We start from the raw sequence: 23,230 nt of genomic DNA, 5'->3' as shown, positions 1-23,230 counted from the left end.
CGCGGGCTCAGGGCTCGACGACCGTCTCCTGCGCCGCCGCCGTGCCGCCCGCCAGCAGCGGGGCGTCCACCGGGACGTTCCGCTTCACCAGCGCCAGCGCGATGGGCCCCAGCTCGTGGTGCCGTACCGCGGTCGTGACGAAGCCGAGCTGGCGGCCGTCCGGCCCGTCCGAGGCCAGCCGCACGGGCGCGCCGTGCGCGGGCAGGAGCACCTCGCTCCCGTCCAGGTGCAGGAAGACCAGCCTGCGCGGCGGCTTCCCCAGGTTGTGGACGCGGGCGACGGTCTCCTGCCCCCGGTAGCAGCCCTTCTGGAGGTGCACGGCGCTGCCGATCAGCCCGATCTCGTGCGGGATGGTCCGGTGGTCGGTCTCGAAGCCGAGCCGGGGCCGGTGCGCCTCGACGCGCAGCGCCTCGTACGCGAGGACGCCCGCGGGCGGTCCGTTCTCCTCCGCGTACGCGGCCAGCTCCCCGCGGGGCAGGAACAGGTCGCGGCCGTGCGCGGCCTCCCTTACGACGACGCCGTCGGGCGCTTTGGCGAGGGATCCGGCCGGGAGGTGGACCACGGCGAACTCGTCGGTGCGGTCCGCGATCTCCACCCGGTAGAAGAACTTCATCGACTCCAGGTACGCGAGGAGCGGCTCACGGGTGCCCGGTTCGACGTGCGCCCAGACCGTGTGGCCGTCGTCGACGAGATGGAGCGCGTGCTCGATGTGCCCGTTCGCGGACAGGATCAGGGCGTCGGCCGCCTGGCCGGGCGGAAGCTCGCTGACGTGCTGGGTGAGCAGCAGGTGCAGCCAGCTCAGCCGGTCGTCGCCGGTGACGGCGATGACGCCGCGGTGGGACAGGTCGACGAGACCGGAGCCGGCGGCGAGGGCGCGCTGCTCGCGGAACGGGTCACCGTAGTGTGCGGCGACGCCTTCGTCCTGCCCCTCGGCGGGGACCGCGCCGGGCAGGGACAGCAGAGGGCTGGTCGGTGATGGTCGCTGCATGCCGTCCAGCCTACGACCCGGCCGCCGCGTCCTCTTCGGCCGCGTCGTCTCCTTCGGCCGCCGCGGCCGCCCGGGCGGCCGCGGCGCAGCGCTCACAGCGTCCGAAGATCGCGAAGTGCTTCATGTCGGTGTCGAACCCGAACACGGCCCGCAGCTTGCCGGTGAACTCGGCGGCGACCTCCACATCCGCCTCGATCACGTCGCCGCAGTCCCGGCACACCAGGTGGAGGTGGTGGTGGCGGGCGGCGAGGTGGTACGTGGGGGCGCCGTGCCCGAGGTGGGCGTGGCTGACCAGCCCCAGCTCCTCCAGCAGCTCCAGCGTCCGGTAGACGGTGGAGATGTTGACCCCGGAGGCGGTCTTGCGCACCTCGGTGAGGATGTCGTCGGGCGTCGCGTGCTCCAGCACGTCGACCGCCTCGAGAACAAGCTGGCGCTGCGGCGTCAGCCGGTAACCGCGCTGCCGGAGATCACTCTTCCAGTCGGTGCTCACCACGCGCTCCAGTGTAGGAGGCGCGCCGGGAGCACCGGCCGGAAGTCGCGGGCCCACCGGAACCGGGCCTGCGGGAACCGGGCCTACTTGAAGAAGGCGATGCCGTCGTCCGGCAGGTCGCCGAGGCTCTTGGCCATGGCCTCGACCTCCTCCGGGGTGACGACCTTCTTCAGGTGCGCCGACATGTAGGGGCGGAGCGGCACCTCGGGGGTGGCCTTCTCCCCGACCCACATGAGGTCGCTCTTGACGTAGCCGTAGAGCCGCTTGCCTCCGCTGTACGGGCCGGAGGCCTCGGTGCGGGCGACGGCGTCGGTGGCCAGGTCGATCTGCGGCTTGTTCTTCGCCAGTTCGCCGTACCAGACCTCGACGACGCCCTGGTCGCGGACCATCACGACCTCGACCCGGCGCCGGTCGTCGATGCGCCAGTAGCCGCTCTCGCTCTCCAGCGGGCGCACCATGGTGCCCTCGGCGTCCAGGACCCAGGAGCGCGAGTGGTACTCGATGAAGTCCCGGCCGTCGTGGCTGAAGGTGACCGACTGGCCGAAGTTGCACTTCTCGTCACCGGGGAAGTCGAAGACTCCGGCACCCTCCCACGTACCCAGCAGGAACGCGAGCGGAACGAGGTTCGGGTGCAGGTCGGACGGGATCTGGATCATGATGCCTGACTGTTCTGGATGAGGGGGGAGACCACGCTCAGCGCTGGCCCTGGTACAGCTTCTTCACGGCCAGCCCGGCGAAGGCGAGAACGCCGACGCAGACCAGGACCAGCAGGGCGGAGAAGAATGCCTCAAGCACGGGGTGCTCCTCGATGAGCGGTGGGCGACAGGAACGGGGCCGCGTCCCAGCCTAATGGGTGGGCCCCGTCCCCTCTGTGTGAGGTTCGCCCGGCATACAGTTCCGTCATGGCGAAGAAGCTCGTGATCAAGGTGACCGCCGGGGCCGACGCCCCCGAGCGCTGCTCGCAGGCATTCACGGTGGCGGCGGTCGCCGCGGCCAGCGGGGTGGAGGTGTCGCTCTGGCTGACCGGCGAGTCGTCCTGGTTCGCCCTTCCGGGGCGCGCCGCCGAGTTCGCGCTGCCGCACGCGGCGCCGCTGCCGGACCTGATCGACGGCATCCGGGCGGCCGGGGGGCGGATCACGCTGTGCACCCAGTGCGCGGCACGACGCGAGATCACCGAGAAGGACGTCCTCGGCGGCGTGCGGATCGCGGGCGCGCAGGTCTTCGTCAGCGAGATCATGACGGACGGCGTGCAGGCGGTCGTGTACTGACACGGGACCGCGTGACGCGGGGGCACCCGCACCGCGCCGCGGTCACCCTCCCGACGGGCACGCCGCGCCCGCGCGCCGCCTGACGCACCGGCCCACCGCGGCGAGGGCGGCGGTGAGCGCGGCGGAGACCAGCACCTGGGTACGGGTGGCGGTGCCCGCCGCCATGAGCGCCGTGATCCCCACCAGGGCGGCCACCACGGCCCAGGCGCCGTACGGGACTCCCTGACCGACGTCCCCGTGGACGTGACCGACCGGACCCTGCGGGTCAACGCAAGGGCCGCGTTGCTCACGTCCCAGGCCGCCGCCCGCCATCTGCCGCGCGGCGGACGGATCGTCACCATCGGCTCGTGCCTGGGCGAACGCGTACCGGGGCCGGGCATGACCCCGTACGCGGTGAGCAAGGCCGCCGTCCTGGGGCTGCCCCGGGGGCTCGCCCGGGATCCGGACGGCCGGGGCAATCTTCACCGGTCACTCGTCCCACTTCCGCCGCTCCCGCCGCGGCCGTGCCTTCCCGTCCAGCTCGTCCCACCACTCGTCCGACTTCGGGTCCCCCGTCGGGTCGTCCCACCACCGGTCGTCCGGCCCCCGCCGGTTCGCGACCCAGGCGGCGATCGGCGGCAGCACCGCCGCGGCGAAGGCCATACCGACCGCGACCGGCACGGACCACAGGCGCACGAAGGCGAACGCGCTCACGAAGAGTGCGAGGCAGGTCCCCATGATCGCGAAGTAGGCACGCCTGCGCCTCTCGTACATACCTCCAGGCTACGACCACAGCCCCGGGCTCCGGGCATGACCGAAGGGCCGTGCCTCAAGTCCCGGAAAGCGTCCAACCCCCAGGAGGCACGGCCCTTCGGCCGATCAGGGTGCGGTCCTCAGACCGCGATCGCGACCTCTGCCAGGCCGCCCGTCTGCACGACGACCGTACGGTCGGCCGTGCCGCCCGGCACCAGGGCACGGACGGTCCAGGTGCCCTCGGCCGCGTAGAAGCGGAACTGTCCGGTCGCGGAGGTCGGGACCTCGGCGGTGAACTCGCCGGTCGAGTCCAGCAGCCGGACGTAGCCGGTCACGGGCTCGCCCTCGCGGGTCACCTGGCCCTGGATCGTGGTCTCACCGGGCTTGATCGCGGAGGCGTCGGGGCCGCCGGCCTGTGCTCCACACATGTCGTTACCTGTCCTCTTGCGCGGGTGGCTGGTGGGGTCTTACTTGTTGGCGCCGAGCTCGATCGGCACACCGACGAGGGAGCCGTACTCGGTCCACGAACCGTCGTAGTTCTTGACGTTCTCCTGGCCGAGCAGCTCGTGCAGCACGAACCAGGTGTGGGCGGAGCGCTCACCGATGCGGCAGTACGCGATGGTGTCCTTCGCCAGGTCGACGCCCTCGGCCTGGTACAGCTCCGTGAGCTCCTCGTCGGACTTGAAGGTGCCGTCGTCGTTGGCCGACTTGGACCACGGGATGTTGCGCGCGCTCGGCACGTGACCGGGGCGCTGCGACTGCTCCTGCGGAAGGTGGGCCGGGGCGAGCAGCTTGCCGCTGAACTCGTCGGGGGAGCGGACGTCGACCAGGTTCAGGCTGCCGATCGCGGCCACGACGTCGTCGCGGAAGGCGCGGATCGAGGAGTCCTGGGCCTTGGCCCGGTACTGGGTGGCCGGGCGGTCGGGCACCTCGGCGCCGTCGACCAGGTCGCGGGAGTCCAGCTCCCACTTCTTGCGACCGCCGTCGAGGAGCTTCACGCTCTCGTGGCCGTAGAGCTTGAAGTACCAGTAGGCGTAGGACGCGAACCAGTTGTTGTTGCCGCCGTAGAGGACGACCGTGTCGTCGTTGGCGATGCCCTTCGCGGAGAGCAGCTTCTCGAAGCCCTCCTGGTCGACGAAGTCACGGCGGACCGGGTCCTGGAGGTCCTGCTTCCAGTCGATGCGAACGGCGTTCCTGATGTGGTTCTTGTCGTACGCGGACGTGTCCTCGTCGACCTCCACGATCACGACCTTGGGGTCGTCGATGCGGGCCTCGACCCAGTCGGCGTCTACCAGGACGTCACTGCGGCTCATGCTGTCTTCTCCTCCGGGGCAGTCTGCGGCGGGATGTGATCGGCAGGATGGGTGGGTGCGGTGGGCCGCGCCGAGCGCTCTACGCGTGCGTCTTCCCCTCGGGTACGAGGGTGCGGGGCGGCTGCGGCACAGGGAAGGCCCCCCAGGGCGGAAGGGCCGAAAGACGCGGGGTTGCGGATCCCGCTCAGACAGTGCGACAGAGCATGGCGGCGACGCGGCACAGGTCTACTGCCCGCCGCTTCGTGAGGTCCGCCTGTCGCTTCATCATGGCCCCGATCGTAGGGAGGGATGGGCGACCGTGTCACCGGCGTGTCATATGTCGAGACTGGATCATCCACATGGCGAGATCCTCGACGGTTCCGGGGGCCCCGCCGTCCGGCCGCGCCGAGGCCGTCCCCGCACTTCGTCTGGCCTGCGGACGGTCTCGTCTCACCATGTGGCCATGAAGCCCGTCCGGTGGGAGGTCAGCCCGTCAGGACGACGTCCTTGCCGCCCACCGTCACCATCAGCCCGTCCGCGGTCGCCTCGACCTCGCGGATCTCCAGACCCGCCGGGAAGCCGCCCACCTCGCGGTCGAAGTCGGTGCGCTGCCGGACGAGTTCCTCCAGCATGGGGATGCCCTCCCCCGGCACCTGGTCGGCCCGCACCCTGATCGTGGAGCCGTCCACGACGCTCACCGTCGACAGCACGCTGCGGGTGAGCTTCCGGCCCAGGATCTCCACCGTCCCGGTGACCTTGATCTTGCCGTCGCCGCCGTACTCCAGGGTGACGTCGCTGTCAGAGATCTTGCGCAGTTCCCCGTACGAGATGCGTGCCGTGCCGCTCGCGGTGGCGGCGACCGCCCGGGTGTAGTCCCCCTCCACCCGCACGTCCCGCAGTTCGGCCGTCAGCTCGCCCACCCGCACCTGCCTGTCGCCCACGGTCGCGGCGACCCCCGCCATGCTCAGATCGACCTGTTCGAACCGCTTGTCCAGCACCTGCGTCAGAAACGGGAAGCCGTGAATCGACACGGCCGGGTCCGAGGACAGGCCCTGGGAGACCCGGATGCGCGAGGCGGCCTCGGACTCGGCCTCGCGCAGCGCCAGCCGGTCCCCGATGGCGAACAGGCCACCGAGGACGACGGCCAGGACCAGCAGTATCCGCAGTGCTCGCATGCGTCGGCGCTCCCCCGCTTTTCGGTGTGCCCGTCCGGTCGGGACGGGCCGGTCCGTTACTCCCCACCCGCGTATACGGACCTGGGTTACCGATTGGTTCCCCCACCGCACACGACGTCACACACGCCACACCCGCACCGTGCGCCAACCGGCGGCGCCCCGGCGCGGCCTCATCCCAGCGCACGCCCCAGCAGGTACACCACAGGGGCGGCCAGGGCGAGCGGCAGCGCGACGCCCGCGGTCATGTGGACGAACCGGGACGGGTAGTCGTAGCTGGCCACCCGCAGGCCGATCACCCCGCAGGCCCCGGCCACCAGCCCGAACACGGCGCTGACCAGCCCGCCGCCCCCACCGGTCGCCGCGCCGGCCGCGATCCCCGCGCCCGCGGCCGCGAGCAGCGCCACGACCGGGGAAGCGGCCCCGGGCAGCGGCAGGGCGCGGGCGACCACGGCCGCGCCGACCGCGAGGGCGCCCACCAGGGCCGCGTTCTGCTCGGCCGCCAGGAAGCCCGCCGCCACGATCGCCAGGGCGGAGGACACGACCGTCGCCATCAGCCCGTACATCCGCTCCTCCGCCGCCGCGTGGCTGCGCAGCTGGAGGACCAGGACGAGCAGCACCCACGCGCCGAGCGTGCCGAGGATCGCGGCGGGCGCGTTCTCCCGGCCCGCGGCCAGCAGCGCGCCGTCCGCGACGACCCCGCCCAGGAAGGCCAGCGCGATGCCCTGGCGGGCGGGCCACATGCCGTTCAGCCGGAACCACCCGGCGGCGGTGACCGCCTGGAGCAGCACCACGGGCACCAGCAGCGCGTACGGGCCGATGCCCGCGCCCACGGCGAGCAGGACGCCGAGCAGTGCGGTGAGCCCGGCGGGCTGGATGCCGGGCGGAATGATCGGTGACCGGCCCTCGGCGCGGGCCCGCTGGGCGTCCGTCATCCGGGCGCTGCCCCGGGTGGTGGGCGCGCCGTAGGCCGGTTCGGCGGAGGCGGCGGGCGGGGCGGGGGGCTGCTGGTCCGTCACCGGCGGCACGTACGCCCCCAAGCTCTCCGGGCCGGGGGTACCCCCGATGGGCGCGTCGTACCCGGAGGGCCCGGCGGCCGGAGCGGCCGCCTGCTGGGGGAACGCGTAGGGCTCGGTCGCCCCGACCACGGGCTGGTGCCGGGTGTCCCAGGTCTGCCCCTCCCAGGTCTGCGCGACGTCCGGGTCCGCGGCGGGGTCGGCGTACGTCCCGGGAGCCGGGTACGGCTCGTACGGGTACTGCTGGTCACTGCTCATGCTCTGGGGTTCACCCTCCTGCGAACGGCGGGAGCACCTCGACCGTGCCGCCCTCGGCCAGCCGTACCGTCTCATGCCCGCGGGTGCCCACGGGATCGCCGTCCACCAGGAACGAGCACCGCTGCAACACCCGGACCAGCTCCCCGGGGTGCCGCTCGCGGGCGGCGGCCAGTGCCTCGGCGAGGGTCTCCGCGGCGTACGGCTCCTCGCCGGTACCGGCGGCGGCCTTGGCCGCGGCCCAGTAGCGGATGGTTCCCGCTGCCATAGGGCGCTCCTTTCGTCAGGCTTCCATGATGGGCCACGCCGCCGGCACCCCGGCCGACGCCTCCGCCGCTCCGTCGGCCGGCGCCTCGGCCGCCGCCGGCCGGCCGCCGAGCCGCCCGGGCAGTGCGTCGGCGGCGGCGTTCTCGGCGTGCCCCATGCCGTGCTCCGGCCACAGGTCCGCCGGCCCGCCCGCCGCCTCGGCCGGCATCCGCGGGTCATCCAGAGGGAAGTACGGGTCCCGGTCCCCGTGGACCACGAGCAGCGGGGTCGGTGCGATCAGCGGCACGGCCTCCACCGGGGACAGCGGTACCGGATCCCCCTCCCGGTCGTCGATCCGCGTACCGAACCCGTAGCGGCCCTCCGGCCGCCCCTCCGGCCGGGTGATCAGCCGGTGGACGCGGCGCATCGGATCCGTACCCCGGTAATGCCAGCGCGCGGGCGCACTGACGGATGCGACGGCATCGATGCGCGCTTCCGTGCGCCCCCCGTGCTCCTGCCCGTACAGCTCCGCGTGCCGCAGCACCACCGAACCTCCTCCGAGTTCTCGGCGTCGCCCGGACAGGGGGACCCCCACCCGAGAAACCGGCCGTCGCCACGCGCGCCTGCCCCAGGGCGCGAGCCCAGGCCACATCGCGGACCTCCCGGTCCCCGGGCGTGGACCGGCCACCCGGCCGGCCGCGCCCCGGAGCGACAAGGTCACGGCCGCCGCGTGCCGTGCGAGCACCCGTGCCGCGCGGCGCACGGCGGGGCGGTCCACGGAGCCGCCGAGCCGTGCGCGAGGACCGTCTAGGTCCCGGCCGGACCGGTGGCGCAGGGCTCGTACCGGGCTTCCGGCCGCACCCCGTCGGAGATGCGCAAAAAGGTCGTCAAGGTGTCGCGTGGCCGACCACGCGTGAGCGAGGAGACATCCACCATGTGAAATGAACCCTCTGTTCCGGAACGCATGTGGGCTATTCTGGCGCCAGAGGATCCGGGCAAAGCAGCCCCCGGGTCCTTTTGTGTTTTCCGGCCGTTGTTACAGGCGGGTGAACAAAGGCTCTCAGGGCGCGGGAGCCGCAGTACCAACCGCAGAAGCAGTGCCGCAGACTCCCCCGGGCTCCCGGCTCCGTTCGGGCAAGGGGGTACCCCCCTCCGCAGGGACCGAGGAGGAAACGACGTTATGGGCCAGCTGACCGTGCACGACCACAGGGCCTCAGGGCGAGCCGATCGAACGACCCGGGGATGGAGGTCCCCCCTGCCCGAGCGGGGCCGGGGGCTCGGGGGAGGGACGACGCGATGAGTTCTCTGCTGCTCCTCACGAACGCCCTCCAGCCGTCGACCGAGGTACTTCCGGCGCTCGGCCTGCTGCTGCACAACGTGCGCGTGGCACCCGCCGAGGGCCCCGCGCTGGTGGACACCCCCGGGGCGGACGTCATCCTGGTCGACGGCCGCCGCGACCTGCCGCAGGTGCGGTCGCTGTGCCAGCTGCTCCGCTCCACGGGTCCCGGCTGCCCGCTGCTGCTCGTGGTGACCGAGGGCGGCCTCGCCGCCGTCACCGCCGACTGGGGCGTGGACGACGTCCTGCTGGACACCGCGGGCCCCGCCGAGGTGGAGGCGCGGCTGCGGCTGGCGACCGGCCGCCAGCAGCTGACCACGGACGACTCGCCCATGGAGATCCGCAACGGCGACCTGTCGGTGGACGAGGCCACGTACAGCGCGAAGCTGAAGGGACGGGTCCTGGACCTGACCTTCAAGGAGTTCGAGCTGCTGAAGTACCTGGCGCAGCACCCCGGCCGGGTCTTCACCCGCGCCCAGCTGCTCCAGGAGGTGTGGGGTTACGACTACTTCGGCGGTACGCGGACGGTCGACGTCCACGTACGGCGGCTGCGGGCGAAGCTGGGCCCGGAGCACGAGTCGCTGATCGGCACGGTCCGGAACGTGGGCTACCGGTTCGTGGCGCCCGAGAAGGTGGAGCGCGCGGCCGAGGAGGCCAGGGCGGCGGGTGCACAGAAGGCGGCGCGCACCAAGAAGGACACGCCGGACATCCTCCGTATGGGCGACACGGAGAACCCGAAGGAAGCACAGGAAGCAGCCGTGCGACCTGCCCAGAGGTAGGTCACCCCGCGTAGACTGCCGCGCGTGGCCAAGGTGACGCGGGACGATGTGGCACGACTGGCGGGTACGTCGACCGCGGTCGTGAGCTACGTCATCAACAACGGACCCCGGCCGGTCGCCCCGGCCACGCGCGAGCGTGTCCTCGCAGCGATCAGGGAGCTGGGCTACCGGCCCGACCGGGTCGCCCAGGCGATGGCGTCGCGGCGCACGGACCTCATAGGCATGATCGTGCCGGACGCGCGGCAGCCGTTCTTCGCGGAGATGGCGCACGCGGTGGAGCGGGCGGCGGCGGACCGCGGAAAGATGGTCCTGGTCGGCAACTCCGACTACCGGAACGAACGGGAGCTGCACTATCTGCGGGCGTTCCTCGGGATGCGGGTCGCCGGGCTGATCCTGGTCAGCCAGGGCCTGAGCGAGCGGGCGGCGGCGGAGATCGAGGCGTGGGACGCGCGGCTGGTGCTGCTGCACGAGCGGCCCGAGGCCATCGACGACATCGCGGTCGTGACGGACGACATCGGCGGCGCCCAGCTGGCGACCCGGCATCTGCTGGAGCACGGGCACGCGTACGTGGCCTGTATGGGCGGCGTCGAGGGCACACCCGCGGTGGGCGACCCGGTGACCGACCACGTCGAGGGCTGGCGCCGCGCCATGGTCGAGTCCGGCCGGTCGACCGAGGGCCGCCTCTTCCACGCGCCCTTCAACCGGTACGACGCCTACGAGGTGGCCCTGAAGGTCCTGTCGGGCCCGGACCGGCCGCCCGCGATCTTCTGCTCGACCGACGACCAGGCCATCGGTGTCCTGCGCGCCGCCCGCGAGCTGCGGCTGGACGTGCCGGGGGACCTGGCGGTCGCGGGCTTCGACGACGTCAAGGAGGCGGCCCTGACGGACCCGCCGCTGACGACGGTCTCCTCCGACCGCCCCGCGATGGGCCGCGCGGCGGTGGACCTGGTCCTCGACGACGGACTCCGCGTGGCCGGCTCCCGCCGGGAGCGGGTGAAGCAGTTCCCGTCGGCGCTGGTGGTACGCCGGAGCTGCGGCTGCGACGGCACCTGACGCGCGGGTGAGGGACCTGGCCCCGCACGGTGCGGGGCCAGGGGCCTTCAGCGCTGTCGCGTCGGTGGCCGACGGCTGTCGGTCAGAATCAGAAGTAGAACGTCTTGCTGGCCGAGTCGCCGCAGCCCCAGGTGCTGCACGCCTTGACCGTCACGGTGACCTTGCTGGTCTGTGACGGCAGCGCGGTGCTGTAGGACATGGACGTGCCGGAACCCTTGCTGTTCCTGATGCTGACGACGCCGTAGCCGCGGGTGTCGAAGATCGCGTACGCGGAGCGGCTGTCGGCCTTCTTGTCCCAGACCGTGCCCCAGGCCTTCTTCCTTCCGTCGCTGCACTTGGTGAACCACACGGTGGCCTTCACGGCGGCGCTCTCGACGGTCCCCTTGTACCTGCTGTCGCACGTCGTCGCGGCATGTGCGGCGGGGCTCGCCGTCAGGGCGACGCCCAGACCGATCGCCGCCGCGCTGACGACGGACAGTGTTCTGCTGGCCCGCTTCGTACGCATGGTGACCCCCTGTGAAGATGCGTCCCGGTCACGGTGACCGCCCCGGAGTCTAGGTGGGCCCTTTCTGGCCATGCAAGGGAATGAACGCCAACTGACCTTTAAATCAAAGGAGTTGACGGCCTTCCGGAAGCGGAACTTCAGGATCACCACTTCTGTCGGGCTTCTCACCGCGTCCTCAGACGGCTCTCATCTCCGTGCCCCACAGTCATAGCCATGACGGACTACCACCGCCGCCACGGCGACGACGACCCGCAGCAGTACGGATCCGGCTCTCCGCCGCCGCCCCCGTACGCCCCGGCCCGGCCGGTCGGCGGTGAGCCCGGCGTCGCCGTCCGGCCCGGAGGCCACGGGGGTGAGCCCCCGGGAGCCGATGCCCCGGCGGGGCCCGCCGGGCACCGGCGCCGCGCCCGGCGCCCCGTCGCACTGGTCGCCGCCGTCGCGGTCGCCGCCGCCGTCCTCGGCGGGGGCGCGGGCGCGCTGGCCCAGCGCCTGGCCGCGGGCGAGCGGGTCACCCCCACCGGCGCCTCCCCCGTCACCGGCACCAACGTCTCCGCGTCCGGCAAGAGCACCGTCGCGGGCGTGGCCGAAGCGGTGTCCCCCAGCATCGTGGAGATCAGGGCGGACGGAGGCGAGGGCCAGTCCACCGGCTCCGGCGTCGTCATCACCGCCGACGGCGAGATCGTCACCAACAACCACGTCGTCTCCGGCGCCTCCCGGATCCAGGTCCGGCTCAGCGACGGCACCGCCTACACCGCCGACGTCCTCGGCACCGACCCCGACAAGGACCTGGCCCTCATCAAGCTCCGGGGCGCCGAGGGCCTGAAGGCGGCCACGCTCGGTGACTCCGACGCGCTCCGGGTCGGAGACGAGGTCGTCGCCATCGGCTCCCCCGAGGGCCTGACCGGCACGGTCACCAGCGGCATCGTGTCCGCCCTGGACCGCGACGTCACCGTTCCCAGGGACGGCGAGGACGGCGGCAGCCGCCAAGGCTGGCCCTTCGAGTTCGGCGGGCAGCAGTTCAACGGCGACACCGGCTCCTCCACCACCACCTACCAGGCCATCCAGACCGACGCGTCCCTCAACCCCGGCAACTCCGGCGGCGCCCTGATCGACATGAACGGCGAGATCATCGGCATCAACTCCGCCATGTACTCCCCGGCCGGCGCCGACAGCGGCTCCACCGCCGGAAGCGTCGGTCTCGGCTTCGCCATCCCGGTCGACACCGTGAAGGCGGACCTGGACAGGCTCCGCTCCGGCGACTGACCCCGTGCCACGCTGAGGACCATGAACACCACCGGTGAGCCGCAGCCCGACCGCATCCTCGTCGTCGACGACGAGCCCGCCGTCCGCGAGGCCCTCCGCCGCAGCCTCGCCTTCGAGGGATACGGCACGGAGGTCGCCGTCGACGGCCTGGACGCCCTCGCGAAGGCGGAGTCGTACGCACCCGATCTGATCGTCCTGGACGTGCAGATGCCCCGCATGGACGGCCTCACCGCCGCCCGCCGCGTCCGGGCGTCCGGCTCGACCGTGCCGATCCTGATGCTCACCGCCCGCGACACCGTCGGGGACCGGGTCACCGGCCTGGACGCGGGCGCGGACGACTACCTGGTGAAGCCGTTCGAGCTGGACGAGCTGTTCGCCCGCATCCGCGCGCTGCTGCGCCGCAGCTCGTACGCGACGACGGCCCCCGACGACGGCACCGGGGGCCCCGCCGACGACACCCTCACCTTCGCGGACCTCCGTATGAACCTCGCCACCCGCGAGGTCACCCGGGGCGGGCGCCGGGTCGGTCTGACCCGGACCGAGTTCACGCTGCTGGAGATGTTCCTGGCCCACCCCCGGCAGGTGCTGACCCGGGAGCAGATCCTGAAGGCGGTCTGGGGCTTCGACTTCGAACCGACCTCGAACTCGCTCGACGTGTACGTGATGTACCTGCGCCGCAAGACGGAGGCCGGCGGCGAGCCGCGCCTGGTGCACACGGTGCGCGGGGTCGGGTACGTGCTCCGCGACGGGGGCGGCGAGTGAACGACAGGTCCGGCGGCCCCCTGAGGCGCCTCCGGAGCATGCCCCTGCGCTCCCGCCTCGCGCTGCTGACGGCGACCGCGGTCGCGCTGGCCGTCGCCGCCGTGTCGGTGGCCGCCTGGCTGCTGACCCGGGCGCAGCTGCTGGACGAGCTGGACACCTCGCTGCGGAACACCCGCGCGCCCCGGGAGCAGCTGGCGGACGCGCTGGTCGCCTGCCGGACCGGCGCGACGACCGCGGAGGACGCGGCGCGGCCCGGGTTCGCGTACATCCAGCTGGTCGGCACGGACGGCAGCCGCTGTGTGGTGCCGTACTCGCGCGCCGTGCAGGTGCGGGAGGTGGACCTCGCCGTCGCGGCCGGCACCCGGGAGGACGCGCTGCACACCTCCCGTACCGACAGCGGCGAGGCGGTCCGGGTCCGCACCGTGCAGGAGACCGTCCGCGTGCCCGGCAGGGGCCGCCCGGTCACCGTGGCCGTCTCGATCGCCCGTCCGCTCACCGAGATCGACGCGTCGCTCGACCGCCTCGCCCTGCTGCTGGCCGCGCTCGCCGGGATCGGTGTCATCGGCGCCGGGGCGGCGGGGCTGTGGGTGGCGCGGGCCGGGCTGAAGCCGGTGGACCGGCTGACGGAGGCGGTGGAGCACGTGGCCCGTACGGAGGACCTGACCGTACGGATCCCGGCGGAGGGCGAGGACGAGATCGCCCGCCTGTCCCGTTCGTTCAACGCGATGACGGCCGCGCTGGCCTCGTCCCGCGACCGGCAGGCGCAGCTGATCGCGGACGCCGGGCACGAGCTGCGTACCCCGCTCACGTCCCTCCGCACCAACATCGATCTGCTCGCGCGCAGCGAGGAGACCGGCCGGGCGATCCCGCCGGAGGACCGGAAGGCCCTGCTGGCCTCCGTGAAGGCGCAGATGACGGAGCTGGCGGCGCTGATCGGGGACCTTCAGGAGCTGTCCCGTCCGGACGCGGCGCCGCCCGGCCGCCTGGAGGTGGTGGGGCTGCACGACATCCTCGGCACGGCCCTGGCCCGGGCCCGGCTGCGCGGTCCGGAGCTGACGTTCACACAGGACATCCGCCCCTGGTACGTACGGGCGGAGCCTGCGGCGCTGGAGCGGGCCCTGGTCAACGTCCTGGACAACGCGGTGAAGTTCTCCCCGCCGGGCGGGGAGGTGGAGGTGGGCCTGCTGGACGGGCGGCTCACGGTACGGGACCACGGGCCGGGCATTCCCGCGGACGAACTCCCGCATGTCTTCGACCGGTTCTGGCGCTCTCCGTCGGCCCGGTCGCTGCCCGGTTCCGGCCTGGGTCTGTCCATCGTGGCCCGTACGGTCGGCCGGGCGGGAGGCGAGGTCGCGCTCACCCCTGCCGACGGCGGCGGCACCCTCGCGGTGATCCGCCTGCCCGGCGCGCCGACGCCGCCCCCGGGCACGGCAGGTGCGTAGGACGGGGCGGGGCGGCGGGTCCGAAGACCCGCCGCCCCGCCCCTGGTACGGGACCCCCTACGGGAGGGGAACCGTTACTGCACGACGTTGATCCGCCCGGTCGCCGGCGGGGCGATCGGGGCGTCGGCCGAGGAGTGCGCGGCCAGGTAGTCCAGCAGGATGTCCAGGTCGGAGCCGCCGACCAGCTTGTTCCCGCCCTGCGCGAGGACCGCGAAGCCGTCGCCGCCGCCGGACAGGAACTCGTTCATGGCGACGCGGTACGTCTGCGCGCGGTCGATCGGCTCGCCGTTCAGCCTGACCGAGCCGGTGTCGATCCGGGCGGCGCCGGTCTTGGTCATGTCGAGGGTGTAGGTGAAGCCCTCGGACACCTGGAGGATCTTCGGGGACTCCTCGTTGCGCCCGCTGACCTGCTGCTGGAGCGCGGTGATCAGCTGCTCACCGGTCAGGTCGACGACGGTCATCATGTTGGTGAACGGCTGGACGGTGTAGGCCTCGCCGTAGGTCACGACACCGTCGCCCTCGCCCGCGTCCGAGCCCTGGTGCACGAAGTCGGAGCGGATGCCGCCCGGGTTCATGAGGGCGAGCTGCGCGCCGCCCTTGTCGGCGGCGGCCGTGCCCTCCAGCTGGGCGTCCGCGATGAGGTTGCCGAGCGGCTTCTCGTACGCGGTGGAGCCGCGGCCGTCGATGTCGGCGGAGATGTGGCCGACGGGCCGGTTGGCGATCGGCGCGGCCAGGGCGCCCCAGCGGTCGATGAGCCGGCTCATGTCGCGGGCCTTGGCGACGTCACGGGTCACGACGTGGTTGGCGGACTTCACGGCCGTGCGGACGATGTCCTTCGTCTTCCGGTCGTAGGTCAGCGTGGTGTCGGTGTAGAGCCGGCCGAAGGACGCCGCGGAGGTCACGGTGCGCGGCTTGCCCGACGGGTCGGGGATGCTGCAGGCGTACGCCTGGTGGGTGTGGCCGGTGACCAGCGCGTCGACCTGCGGGTCGATGTTCTTGGCGATGTCGACGATCGGGCCGGCGATGCCGTCGCCCGGGCCGGGGCTGTCGCAGTCGTAGTTGTACGAGGAGGAGGCCGGGAGCCCGCCCTCGTGGATGAGCGCGACGATCGACTTGACGCCCTTGCGCTCCAGGACCTTCGCGTACTTGTTGATCGTCTCGACCTCGTCGCCGAACTTCAGGCCCTTGATGCCCTCGGCGTTGACGATGTTCGCCGTGCCCTCCAGGGTCACGCCGATGAAGCCGATCTTGACGCCGCCCTTCTTCCAGACGAAGTACGGGTCGAGGACGGGCTTGCCGGTCTTCTCGTCCGTCACGTTGGCGGCGAGGAAGGGGAAGTCGGCGCCCCGGTAGGTCCTGCCCTCCTCCGCGCAGCCGTCCTTGGCGTGGCAGCCGCCGTTCTGGATACGGGCCAGCTCGGCCGCGCCCTCGTCGAACTCGTGGTTGCCGACGGAGGTGACGTCCAGCTTCAGCCTGTTGAGCGCCTCGATGGTGGGCTCGTCGTGGAACAGGCCGGAGATCAGCGGGGAGGCGCCGACCATGTCGCCGGCGGCCGCGGTGACCGAGTACCGCTCGCCCTTGCGGGCCTTGCGCAGGTGGGTGGCGAGGTACTCGACACCGCCCGCGTCGATGGTCTCGGTGGAGCCGTCCTCGTGGGTGTGGGTGACCCGGCCCGAGGAACCGGCCGGCGGCTGCAGGTTGCCGTGCAGGTCGTTGAAGGAGAGCAGCTGCACGTCGACGGTGCGGCCGACCCTCTTGCCGTAGGTCCAGCCGCCGGCGTCGGCCGGCCCCGAGGCCTTCTCCTGTGCGGCACCGGCCGGCATGGCGGCCACCAGCGCGCCGACGGTGGCGAGTCCGGCGGCGGTGGCGAGAATCCGCCGCCCTCCGCGCTTCTTGTGACGAGTGGCTGACATCTGTCCCCTTTTTCCCTACGTGCCCGATGAATCCGGCAGTGGCACAGGATGACGTGATACGCAGTCATGCAAGTGCATTGACTGCGTATGGACATCCGCGAGCCCCGTCCCGCCGCCGCTCTTCCCCTGCAAAGCTCCGGGCGGTGAGGCCATGGCCACTGGTCTGCCGAAGCGCAGCCTAAGGTCAACGCGCGTAGCGCAACAGGGGGGTAAGGGTTACGACCTGATTGCGCGCGGGCGACCATCACCGGACGGCGGCCCCGGGGACACCCCGGGGGACACCCTCCCAACGGCCGATCACCCCCGTAGGCTCGTCCCATGACGACTGACGCTCCCGCAACAGCCTTCGAGTCGGGCCGCCGTATCGACATCGTCGACGCGCTCACCCCGGAGCAGGTCCAGGACGTCCTCGCCCTGATCGCCGACGCCGCCCAGACGGACGGGATGCCGGCGGTCTCCGAGCAGGGACGGCTCCAACTCCGCGGCGGACGACGCGAGGGCGTCCGGCATCTGCTGCTCACCGTGTCCGGCCGGCTCGCCGGGTACGCCCAGCTGGAGGACACCGACCCGGTCGAGGCCCCGGCCGCCGAGCTGGTCGTCGACCCCGCGCAGCGGGGCCGCGGCCACGGCCGGGCACTCGGCTCCGCGCTGCTGGCCCAGTCCGGCAAGCGGCTGCGCGTCTGGGCGCACGGCGGCAAGTCCGCGGCCCGCCACCTGGCGCAGGTGCTGGGCCTGACCCTCTTCCGCGAGCTGCGCCAACTGCGGCGCCCACTGGTCCCGCTGGACATCCCGGAGCCGGAGCTGCCCCCGGGCATCCGCATCCGCACCTTCGCCCCCGGCCAGGACGACGCGGCCTGGCTGGCGCTGAACGCGGCGGCGTTCGCGCACCACCCGGAGCAGGGCGCGCTCACCCAGCGGGACCTGGACGACCGCAAGGCCGAACCGTGGTTCGACCCGAAGGGCTTCTTCCTGGCGGAACGCGAGTCGGACGGCTCACTGGTGGGCTTCCACTGGACGAAGGTCCACGCCGAGGACCAGCTGGGCGAGGTGTACGTACTCGGCATCGCCCCCGACGCCCAGGGCGGCGGCCTCGGCAAGGCCCTGACCGCGATCGGCCTGCGCCACCTGGCGTCCCAGGGCCTCCCGACGGCGATGCTGTACGTCGACGCCGACAACCCGGCGGCGCTCCGCGTGTACGAGGGCATGGGCTTCACGACCCACGAGGTGGACCTGATGTACCGCACGGAGACCTGAGACCCCCGCCCCGGCCCTGGGCCCCGGGAGCAGCGGATCGCAGCGGCGCGGGTGGCCCGCGACTCGGCGGCGGAGCGCGCGGCGCTCCGGCGGGCGGCGCTCTGACGGCACGGCCCGGCGGGTCGGGTACGCCGCGGCACGGCGCGGGCGGGTCCGGCGCGGCACGGTGCGCCTCCGCGCTCAGCGGCCGGACACACGGCGGCGCGGCGCGGCGGCCACGCCCCTGACCGGCGGGGGCGCGGGTACGCCGCGGGCCGGCGAGCGGGACGCCCCGGGGACGGGAGCGGAACAAGAACGCCCGGGGCGCCGGGACACCGCGCTCGGCAGGCGGGCACGCCACGGCGAGGCAGGCGCGGGGCACTGCGTGCTCAGGGGGACATGGTCCCGCGGCTCACCCGTCCCGGCGCGTACCGCGCTCCCCCGGCACGGCCCGCTCCCACCGCGCAGGCCCCGGCCGCCAGTCCCGCCGCGAGCGTGCCGCCGTTGACGTACCCGGGGACGACCTCCGCGTCGTATCCCCCACCGCCCCTGGTCTCGCACACGAAACGCAGGGGAGCGAAGCCCACGCCGTAGTCCACGACCCCCGCCGCCCGCTCCGGCGGCACCGCGCTCCGGCACGGCGGCAGCGGCGAGGACCAGGCCCCGCCGTCCTCGGCATCCAGTACGGCTCCCCCCACGTGCAGCAGCCCCCAGGCGTACAGGCCCACCGCGACACCGCCCAGCACCCCGGCGGCGCCCCGCAGCCCCGCACTCCGCCCCGCCCCGGTCCGCCCCAGCGCCCACAGCAGGTTCCCCACCCCGTACCCGCCCAGCGCCAGGGCCCCGAACGGCAGCGCGACGAGCAGCACCAGCAGCACGGCCCACAAGAACAGACTCCCCATCAGCCCACTCCACCACAGAGCCAGGCGATCAGGGTGACCATTGCGGCATGACAAACCTTGCTGAACGCCCTTCACACACAGTCAGCGCCGCCGCCTCGGGCACATGGCGGCTCGGAGACCTGACGGTGAACCGGATCGGCTTCGGTGCGATGCGGCTGCCGCAGACGGGCGAGGCGCTCATCCCCGACGCCGTCCCCCGCGACCGTGAGCAGGCGATCGGTGTGCTGCGCCGCGCGGTCGAGCTGGGTGTGAACCACATCGACACCGCCGCGTTCTACTTCTCGCCCCTGCGCTCTGCCAACGAGCTGATCAACCGGGCCCTGGCGCCCTACCGGGACGACCTGGTCATCGCCACCAAGGTCGGCCCGGGGCGTGACCGGTCCGGAGAATGGGAGGACCACGCCCGCACCCCGGAGCGGCTGCGCGCACAGGTCGAGGAGAACCTGCGCCAACTCGGGCGCGATCACCTGGACGTGGTGAACCTGCGCATCGTCGGGCCCGACTCCATAGCCGAACGGTTCGGCGCTCTCGCGGAACTCCGCGAGGCCGGCCTGATCCGCCACCTGGGCCTGTCCAACATCACACCCGCGCACCTCGCGGAGGCCCGGGCCATCGCGCCGGTGGTGTGCGTACAGAACATGTACGGGATCGGGATGCGGCCGGACCAGGACGCGTTCGTCCGCGCCTGCGGCGAGCAGGGCATAGCGTTCGTCCCGTTCTACGCGGTCGCCGGGTCCGGCCGCCAGGGGGGAGCGACCGCCTCCGAGCCCGAGGAGATCCTGGCCGTCGCACGCGCCCACAGGGTGGCCCCGGCCCAGGTCCGCATCGCCTGGACCCTCCGCCGCGGCCCGCACGTCCTGGCCATCCCCGGCACCGGCGACCCCGCCCACCTGGAGTCCAACGTCGCCGCGGGCGGCCTGCGTCTGACCGATGACGACCTCACCCTCCTGGAGGCCGCACACCACCGGATGGGCTGAACCGCCGTCCCCAGGGGTGCTGTCAGTTGACAGCACCCCTTCTCATGATCATGCTTTCACTACTCAATTAGTGAAAGGGGGAAATTGCGTGCTCGCCTACCGGATCGACCGGCACAGCGGGGTCGCCACATACCTCCAGATCGTGCAGCAGACCAAACAGGCCCTGCGACTGGGCCTGTTGGAAGCGGGGGACAAGTTGCCGACCGCCCGCGAGGTCGTCGAGGCGACCGCGATCAACCCGAACACCGTGCTCAAGGCCTACCGCGAGCTGGAGCGCGAAGGGCTCGTCGAGGCCCGCCGCGGGCTCGGCACCTTCGTGCGCCGCACGCTCGGCGGCGCCGCGTCCGCGGACTCGCCGCTCCGGGGCGAGCTGGCCGACTGGGCCGCCCGCGCCCGGGCCGCCGGTCTGGAACGGGACGACGTCACCGCGCTGTTCAGCGCCGTGCTGGACCAGCTGTACACCGCCCCCGGGGCTGACGGGGCGGCCGGACACGAGGGGGATTCCATATGAGCTGGTCCGCGCTGGAGGCCGTCGGCCTCGGCAAGGCGTACCGGGGCGGGACGGCGCTGCGCGACTGCTCCTTCCGGCTGCCGACCGGGCGGGTCTGCGCGCTCGTCGGCCCCAACGGTGCGGGCAAGTCCACACTGCTGGGCCTGGCCGCCGGACTGCTGCGGCCGACCGCCGGGGCGGTGCGCGTCCTCGGCGCGGCCCCCGCCGCCGCCCGTGAGCGGATCGCGTTCGTCGCCCAGGCCAAGCCGCTGTACCCGCAGTTGACGGTGGACGAGACCCTCCGGATGGGCCGGGAACTCAACCCGGGGCGCTGGGACGCGGACACCGCCCGGGGCATCGCCGCACCGCTGGATCCCGCCGCACGGGTGCGGTCGCTGTCGGGCGGCCAGCGCACCCGGCTGGCCCTGGCGCTGGCCCTGGGCAAGCGGCCCGAACTGCTGCTGCTGGACGAGCCGATGGCCGACCTGGACCCGCTGGCCCGGCACCAGCTCATGGGCGCGCTCATGGCGGACGCGGCCGAGCGCGGGACGAGTGTCGTCATGTCCTCGCACATCCTCAGCGAACTGGAGGGCGCCTGCGACCACCTGCTCCTGGTGGACGGCGGCCGGGTGCGCCTGGGCGGGCCGGTCGACGACGTCCTGGGCGCCCACGCCCTGCTCACCGGCCCCGCGGCGGACGCCGAGCGGGCCCTCTCCCCGTACGACGTCGTCGTCGAGTCACGGACGACGGGACGCCAGATCAGCGCGCTGGTACGCGCGGAGGACGGGACACGGCCCGGCCCCGCGCCCGGCTGGCAGCTCACCGACCCGAGCCTGGAGGAACTGTTGCTCGCCCATCTGCGGTCACCGGAAGCCCCGGCCCTCCTCGCCCCGGACACGTCGGCGGAAGGGCGGGTGGCGGCATGAGCGCGCTGAAGCCGAGCGGCCCGGGCCGGGTCGCGATACGGCAGCACCGGCGGAGCCTGTGGGTCGCGGGGTGCCTGGTCGCCGCGGCCGTGGCCGTCGTGGCGGGACTCTCCGTGTGGCGGGCCGCCCTGCGTGACGAGGGCGCGTGCGCGGCGGAGGACTGGCTGCACTGCGAGCAGCGGATCTTCGGCGGCCAGGGTTCGGTGTCCGGACTCCTGGGCGTGTTCCTGGAGGGCTCCGCGCACTGGCTGCTGTTCCTCCCGGCCCTGATCGGCGCGTTCGTCGCGGGGCCGCTGATCGCCCGGGAGCTGGAGAGCGGCACCCACCAGCTCGCCTGGACCCAGTCCGTGTCGCCGCGCCGTTGGCTCGCCGCCAAGGCGGGCGGGGCGGCGGTCGTGGCGGCCCTGATCGCGGCGGTCCTCACCGGAACGTTCATGTCCGGATACGCGTCGGTGCACGACCGCGTCCTTCTCCGCTGGCCCGATCGGGGTCTGTACGAGTCCTCGGGCCCCGTCCTCGCCGCGTACTGCCTGCTCGGGGTGGCCGTCGGGGCGCTCGTGGGCCTGCTGGTGCGCCGCACGGTCGCAGCGATGGCGGTGGCCGGGCCGGTGACCGCGGCGGTGCTCCTGGTCTTCGGCTCGTTCCGCTGGGACGTGTGGCCCCACGAGACGCTGAGCGGCACGGGCACGGACCGGGAGCACGGCATGAGCGGCCTGCCTTTCGACACGTTCCTGCTCCGGTCCGGCTACACCACCGAGAGCGGTGAGCGCCTGGCGTACGACGCGTGCTGGTCGCCGGACACCGGCCACGACGTCTGCCCGCCCGAACTCGGCATCACGGGCTGGTTCGCGGAGTACCACCCGAGCTCGGCGTTCTGGCCCGTCCAGTTCACCGAGACCGCCCTGGTCCTCGCTCTCACCGCCCTCGCGGCGCTCGCCGCCTTCCGGGCCCTCCGGCAGCAGCACGCCTGAGCGGCCCGGGGAAAGGGGCGGCCGGGAACGGGGGTTCCGGCCGCCCCACTGCCTCACGGGCAGGGCGGGTCGTCGTAGGCGAACGGGTCCTTGCTGAGCAGGTAGCCCGCGTGCAGGCGGTTACGGGCACCGATGCCCTTCATGATGTTGGAGATGTGCCGCTGGCAGTTGCGCAGCGAAATGCCCATGACCTGGGCGATGCGTTTGTCCGACTCACCCTGGAGCAACAGGGCGACGATCATTCGCCGGACCTCGGACGTGGCCGCCTCCCGGTCCGGCCGCCCGCCCTCGGGTGAGAAGGGGGACGCCGCACCCCAGGCCCGGTTGAAGGCCTCGAGGATGAAGCCGACGACGTGCGCGTCCGCGACGACCACAGCTCCGTCGTTGCTGCCCAGCAGAGGCATGATGGCCGTCGTGCGGTCGAACACGATGCACCGCGGGAACCCTCCCGGGAGGGTCCGCACCTCCGCCCCGAGCGGAGTCACCCGCTCGACGTAGGACGTGGTGACCCCGCTGAACCGCGCGGTGTGCTGGTACAGCGTCCGCATCGCCACCCCTCGTTCGAGGAGTGCGACGGTGCGTTCCATGCTCTCCTCCAGCACCTCCTCCGCGCGGGCACCACCCGGCTGTGAAGCCAGCACCTCCTCCTGGCAGTCCCCGGCGAGTCCGGTGATCAGCCGCCGCACGTCGGACAGTTCGGGAACGACCTGCAGCACCGGGCCGCACGGCGCCCGGGGGGCGCTGTTGTCGAGTTCGGTCAGGTCGGCCCGGAGCCGGTCGATCATGCCCTGTACGCGGTTCAGTTCCTGCTGGAGCGGATTGACGACCTTGAGTCGGGCGAAGTCCACCGGATAGCAGACGAGCGACTCCGCCCCCGACGGGCCGTTGGTCAGCAGGCCCAGTTCGCGCAGGGAACGGACGGCGTCCCCGATGGCGGCCACGGGCAGCCCCAGGGCCCCCGCCGCGCTCTCGGGGGTGGCTCCGGGGTTCTCGGTCAGAAAGCAGTAGAGCCGATCGGCTTCCTCGCCGAGCTGCGGCGGAGTGAAGTTGCGGCGTATGGCAGCAGTGTCCACTTTGTCCCCCTGTCGTTTTTCCGCCAAGCGCAACATGATCGCAGAGGAGTCTGGCCCAGAACCCGGACGGCGTGAAGCATGAGGGCGGCGCTCGCGAACCAAAGACATCAGCTCACGAGAGGTGAGACCCATGGCAGGCCCTGCGA

At 72.8% G+C, this 23,230-nt stretch carries 25 protein-coding genes and 2 pseudogenes; 12 read left to right on the top strand and 15 right to left on the bottom strand.

The annotated features are described in order from the left end of the window. Positions 1 to 7: 7 nt before the first annotated feature. The 3 genes from I3F58_RS03135 to I3F58_RS03125 form a co-directional block, all read right to left on the bottom strand. Positions 8 to 988, bottom strand: a complete 981-nt coding sequence (locus I3F58_RS03135; RefSeq protein WP_240106604.1) for a folate-binding protein YgfZ — start codon at positions 986 to 988, stop codon at positions 8 to 10. Between the two features lie 10 nt (positions 989 to 998). After that, positions 999 to 1,481 carry a Fur family transcriptional regulator gene (locus tag I3F58_RS03130; RefSeq protein WP_240106603.1) on the bottom strand — a complete coding sequence of 161 codons (483 nt, stop codon included), beginning with the start codon at positions 1,479 to 1,481 and terminating at the stop codon, positions 999 to 1,001. Positions 1,482 to 1,561: 80 nt separating this feature from the next. Continuing rightward, the gene (locus I3F58_RS03125; protein WP_240106602.1) at positions 1,562 to 2,134 is read right to left on the bottom strand and encodes an FABP family protein; all 573 of its coding nucleotides are present in this window, start codon (positions 2,132 to 2,134) and stop codon (positions 1,562 to 1,564) included. 246 nt (positions 2,135 to 2,380) lie between these two features. Here I3F58_RS03125 and I3F58_RS03120 point away from each other — a divergent pair, with 246 nt between their 5' ends. Both I3F58_RS03120 and I3F58_RS29560 read left to right on the top strand, forming a co-directional pair. Continuing rightward, entirely contained in the window at positions 2,381 to 2,746 is a 366-nt protein-coding gene (locus I3F58_RS03120; RefSeq protein ID WP_240106601.1) for a DsrE family protein, read from the top strand. A gap of 237 nt (positions 2,747 to 2,983) precedes the next feature. After that, positions 2,984 to 3,127, top strand: a pseudogene (locus I3F58_RS29560) (oxidoreductase); the annotation flags it as partial. Positions 3,128 to 3,214: 87 nt separating this feature from the next. On the opposite strand, the gene I3F58_RS03110 reads toward I3F58_RS29560, so the two are convergent. The 8 genes and pseudogenes from I3F58_RS03110 to I3F58_RS03080 form a co-directional block, all read right to left on the bottom strand. Then, complete coding sequence (locus I3F58_RS03110) at positions 3,215 to 3,499, bottom strand: DUF3099 domain-containing protein (RefSeq protein WP_240106600.1); 285 nt, start codon at positions 3,497 to 3,499, stop codon at positions 3,215 to 3,217. 119 nt (positions 3,500 to 3,618) lie between these two features. Then, on the bottom strand, positions 3,619 to 3,906 hold the full coding sequence (locus tag I3F58_RS03105) for a DUF1416 domain-containing protein (protein WP_149181326.1): 288 nt from the start codon (positions 3,904 to 3,906) through the stop codon (positions 3,619 to 3,621). Positions 3,907 to 3,945: 39 nt separating this feature from the next. Next, entirely contained in the window at positions 3,946 to 4,791 is an 846-nt protein-coding gene (locus I3F58_RS03100) for a sulfurtransferase (protein WP_240106599.1), read from the bottom strand. 184 nt (positions 4,792 to 4,975) lie between these two features. Further along, the gene (locus tag I3F58_RS29730; RefSeq protein ID WP_350203226.1) at positions 4,976 to 5,056 is read right to left on the bottom strand and encodes a putative leader peptide; all 81 of its coding nucleotides are present in this window, start codon (positions 5,054 to 5,056) and stop codon (positions 4,976 to 4,978) included. Positions 5,057 to 5,255: 199 nt separating this feature from the next. Beyond that, positions 5,256 to 5,945 (bottom strand): DUF2993 domain-containing protein, encoded by a 690-nt coding sequence (locus I3F58_RS03095; RefSeq protein WP_240106598.1) that lies wholly within the window; start codon positions 5,943 to 5,945, stop codon positions 5,256 to 5,258. 170 nt (positions 5,946 to 6,115) lie between these two features. Then, the gene (locus I3F58_RS03090) at positions 6,116 to 7,216 is read right to left on the bottom strand and encodes a hypothetical protein (protein ID WP_240106597.1); all 1,101 of its coding nucleotides are present in this window, start codon (positions 7,214 to 7,216) and stop codon (positions 6,116 to 6,118) included. Positions 7,217 to 7,226: 10 nt separating this feature from the next. Further along, positions 7,227 to 7,481, bottom strand: coding sequence for a MoaD/ThiS family protein (locus I3F58_RS03085; RefSeq protein ID WP_240106596.1), 255 nt, complete (start codon positions 7,479 to 7,481; stop codon positions 7,227 to 7,229). A gap of 15 nt (positions 7,482 to 7,496) precedes the next feature. Continuing rightward, positions 7,497 to 8,395, bottom strand: a pseudogene (locus tag I3F58_RS03080) (alpha/beta hydrolase family protein). Positions 8,396 to 8,755: 360 nt separating this feature from the next. On the opposite strand from I3F58_RS03080, the gene I3F58_RS03075 reads away from it, so the two are divergent. Both I3F58_RS03075 and I3F58_RS03070 read left to right on the top strand, forming a co-directional pair. Then, positions 8,756 to 9,574, top strand: a complete 819-nt coding sequence (locus I3F58_RS03075; protein ID WP_240106595.1) for a response regulator transcription factor — start codon at positions 8,756 to 8,758, stop codon at positions 9,572 to 9,574. A gap of 24 nt (positions 9,575 to 9,598) precedes the next feature. Continuing rightward, positions 9,599 to 10,627 carry a LacI family DNA-binding transcriptional regulator gene (locus I3F58_RS03070; protein WP_240106594.1) on the top strand — a complete coding sequence of 343 codons (1,029 nt, stop codon included), beginning with the start codon at positions 9,599 to 9,601 and terminating at the stop codon, positions 10,625 to 10,627. Positions 10,628 to 10,715: 88 nt separating this feature from the next. Here I3F58_RS03070 and I3F58_RS03065 read toward each other — a convergent pair whose 3' ends face one another. Continuing rightward, the gene (locus I3F58_RS03065) at positions 10,716 to 11,132 is read right to left on the bottom strand and encodes a hypothetical protein (protein WP_240106593.1); all 417 of its coding nucleotides are present in this window, start codon (positions 11,130 to 11,132) and stop codon (positions 10,716 to 10,718) included. 213 nt (positions 11,133 to 11,345) lie between these two features. On the opposite strand from I3F58_RS03065, the gene I3F58_RS03060 reads away from it, so the two are divergent. Genes I3F58_RS03060 through I3F58_RS03050 form a run of 3 tightly spaced genes read left to right on the top strand, consistent with a single transcriptional unit; the run spans position 11,346 to position 14,599 of the window. Next, entirely contained in the window at positions 11,346 to 12,395 is a 1,050-nt protein-coding gene (locus I3F58_RS03060; RefSeq protein ID WP_240106592.1) for a S1C family serine protease, read from the top strand. 21 nt (positions 12,396 to 12,416) lie between these two features. Beyond that, positions 12,417 to 13,157, top strand: coding sequence for a response regulator transcription factor (locus I3F58_RS03055; protein ID WP_240106591.1), 741 nt, complete (start codon positions 12,417 to 12,419; stop codon positions 13,155 to 13,157). A gap of 38 nt (positions 13,158 to 13,195) precedes the next feature. Further along, the gene (locus tag I3F58_RS03050; RefSeq protein ID WP_240106590.1) at positions 13,196 to 14,599 is read left to right on the top strand and encodes a HAMP domain-containing sensor histidine kinase; all 1,404 of its coding nucleotides are present in this window, start codon (positions 13,196 to 13,198) and stop codon (positions 14,597 to 14,599) included. Positions 14,600 to 14,673: 74 nt separating this feature from the next. Here I3F58_RS03050 and I3F58_RS03045 read toward each other — a convergent pair whose 3' ends face one another. Further along, positions 14,674 to 16,512 (bottom strand): bifunctional UDP-sugar hydrolase/5'-nucleotidase, encoded by a 1,839-nt coding sequence (locus I3F58_RS03045; RefSeq protein ID WP_240106589.1) that lies wholly within the window; start codon positions 16,510 to 16,512, stop codon positions 14,674 to 14,676. 318 nt (positions 16,513 to 16,830) lie between these two features. On the opposite strand from I3F58_RS03045, the gene mshD reads away from it, so the two are divergent. Next, positions 16,831 to 17,766 carry a mycothiol synthase gene (mshD, locus tag I3F58_RS03040; protein ID WP_240106588.1) on the top strand — a complete coding sequence of 312 codons (936 nt, stop codon included), beginning with the start codon at positions 16,831 to 16,833 and terminating at the stop codon, positions 17,764 to 17,766. Positions 17,767 to 18,134: 368 nt separating this feature from the next. Here the strand turns inward: mshD and I3F58_RS03035 are convergent, their stop codons facing one another. After that, positions 18,135 to 18,647 (bottom strand): hypothetical protein, encoded by a 513-nt coding sequence (locus tag I3F58_RS03035; RefSeq protein WP_240106587.1) that lies wholly within the window; start codon positions 18,645 to 18,647, stop codon positions 18,135 to 18,137. A 47-nt stretch (positions 18,648 to 18,694) separates the two neighbouring features. Between I3F58_RS03035 and I3F58_RS03030 the strand changes: the two genes are divergently transcribed. The 4 genes from I3F58_RS03030 (at position 18,695) to I3F58_RS03015 (ending at position 22,011) form a co-directional block, all read left to right on the top strand. Continuing rightward, entirely contained in the window at positions 18,695 to 19,624 is a 930-nt protein-coding gene (locus I3F58_RS03030) for an oxidoreductase (protein ID WP_240106586.1), read from the top strand. An 88-nt stretch (positions 19,625 to 19,712) separates the two neighbouring features. After that, on the top strand, positions 19,713 to 20,135 hold the full coding sequence (locus I3F58_RS03025) for a GntR family transcriptional regulator (RefSeq protein WP_240106585.1): 423 nt from the start codon (positions 19,713 to 19,715) through the stop codon (positions 20,133 to 20,135). Next, positions 20,132 to 21,040, top strand: a complete 909-nt coding sequence (locus I3F58_RS03020) for an ABC transporter ATP-binding protein (RefSeq protein ID WP_240106584.1) — start codon at positions 20,132 to 20,134, stop codon at positions 21,038 to 21,040. The genes I3F58_RS03025 and I3F58_RS03020 overlap by 4 nt, the downstream gene beginning before the upstream one ends. Continuing rightward, entirely contained in the window at positions 21,037 to 22,011 is a 975-nt protein-coding gene (locus tag I3F58_RS03015) for an ABC transporter permease (protein WP_240106583.1), read from the top strand. Before I3F58_RS03020 ends, I3F58_RS03015 begins: the two co-directional genes overlap by 4 nt. Before the next feature lie 53 nt (positions 22,012 to 22,064). On the opposite strand, the gene I3F58_RS29555 is transcribed toward I3F58_RS03015, so the two are convergent. Next, positions 22,065 to 23,084, bottom strand: coding sequence for a helix-turn-helix transcriptional regulator (locus I3F58_RS29555; protein WP_240106582.1), 1,020 nt, complete (start codon positions 23,082 to 23,084; stop codon positions 22,065 to 22,067). Positions 23,085 to 23,230 lie beyond the last annotated feature (146 nt).

This window comes from Streptomyces sp. MUM 203J (assembly GCF_022414595.1).
Taxonomy (GTDB): domain Bacteria; phylum Actinomycetota; class Actinomycetes; order Streptomycetales; family Streptomycetaceae; genus Streptomyces.
Note: the sequence above shows the minus strand (reverse complement) of the source record. Positions and strands in the feature narration are given on the sequence as shown.

Coding starts and splice junctions, on each gene's coding strand:
- I3F58_RS03075 (WP_240106595.1), top strand. CDS start 8,756: ATGAGTTCTCTGCTGCTCCTCACGAACGCCCTCCAGCCGTCGACCGAG.
- I3F58_RS03035 (WP_240106587.1), bottom strand. CDS start 18,647: ATGGGGAGTCTGTTCTTGTGGGCCGTGCTGCTGGTGCTGCTCGTCGCG.
- I3F58_RS03085 (WP_240106596.1), bottom strand. CDS start 7,481: ATGGCAGCGGGAACCATCCGCTACTGGGCCGCGGCCAAGGCCGCCGCC.
- I3F58_RS03030 (WP_240106586.1), top strand. CDS start 18,695: ATGACAAACCTTGCTGAACGCCCTTCACACACAGTCAGCGCCGCCGCC.
- I3F58_RS03055 (WP_240106591.1), top strand. CDS start 12,417: ATGAACACCACCGGTGAGCCGCAGCCCGACCGCATCCTCGTCGTCGAC.
- I3F58_RS03020 (WP_240106584.1), top strand. CDS start 20,132: ATGAGCTGGTCCGCGCTGGAGGCCGTCGGCCTCGGCAAGGCGTACCGG.
- mshD (WP_240106588.1), top strand. CDS start 16,831: ATGACGACTGACGCTCCCGCAACAGCCTTCGAGTCGGGCCGCCGTATC.
- I3F58_RS03105 (WP_149181326.1), bottom strand. CDS start 3,906: ATGTGTGGAGCACAGGCCGGCGGCCCCGACGCCTCCGCGATCAAGCCC.
- I3F58_RS03125 (WP_240106602.1), bottom strand. CDS start 2,134: ATGATCCAGATCCCGTCCGACCTGCACCCGAACCTCGTTCCGCTCGCG.
- I3F58_RS29730 (WP_350203226.1), bottom strand. CDS start 5,056: ATGAAGCGACAGGCGGACCTCACGAAGCGGCGGGCAGTAGACCTGTGC.
- I3F58_RS03065 (WP_240106593.1), bottom strand. CDS start 11,132: ATGCGTACGAAGCGGGCCAGCAGAACACTGTCCGTCGTCAGCGCGGCG.
- I3F58_RS03060 (WP_240106592.1), top strand. CDS start 11,346: ATGACGGACTACCACCGCCGCCACGGCGACGACGACCCGCAGCAGTAC.
- I3F58_RS03135 (WP_240106604.1), bottom strand. CDS start 988: ATGCAGCGACCATCACCGACCAGCCCTCTGCTGTCCCTGCCCGGCGCG.
- I3F58_RS03095 (WP_240106598.1), bottom strand. CDS start 5,945: ATGCGAGCACTGCGGATACTGCTGGTCCTGGCCGTCGTCCTCGGTGGC.
- I3F58_RS03045 (WP_240106589.1), bottom strand. CDS start 16,512: ATGTCAGCCACTCGTCACAAGAAGCGCGGAGGGCGGCGGATTCTCGCC.
- I3F58_RS03100 (WP_240106599.1), bottom strand. CDS start 4,791: ATGAGCCGCAGTGACGTCCTGGTAGACGCCGACTGGGTCGAGGCCCGC.
- I3F58_RS03110 (WP_240106600.1), bottom strand. CDS start 3,499: ATGTACGAGAGGCGCAGGCGTGCCTACTTCGCGATCATGGGGACCTGC.
- I3F58_RS03050 (WP_240106590.1), top strand. CDS start 13,196: ATGCCCCTGCGCTCCCGCCTCGCGCTGCTGACGGCGACCGCGGTCGCG.
- I3F58_RS03090 (WP_240106597.1), bottom strand. CDS start 7,216: ATGAGCAGTGACCAGCAGTACCCGTACGAGCCGTACCCGGCTCCCGGG.
- I3F58_RS03120 (WP_240106601.1), top strand. CDS start 2,381: ATGGCGAAGAAGCTCGTGATCAAGGTGACCGCCGGGGCCGACGCCCCC.
- I3F58_RS03015 (WP_240106583.1), top strand. CDS start 21,037: ATGAGCGCGCTGAAGCCGAGCGGCCCGGGCCGGGTCGCGATACGGCAG.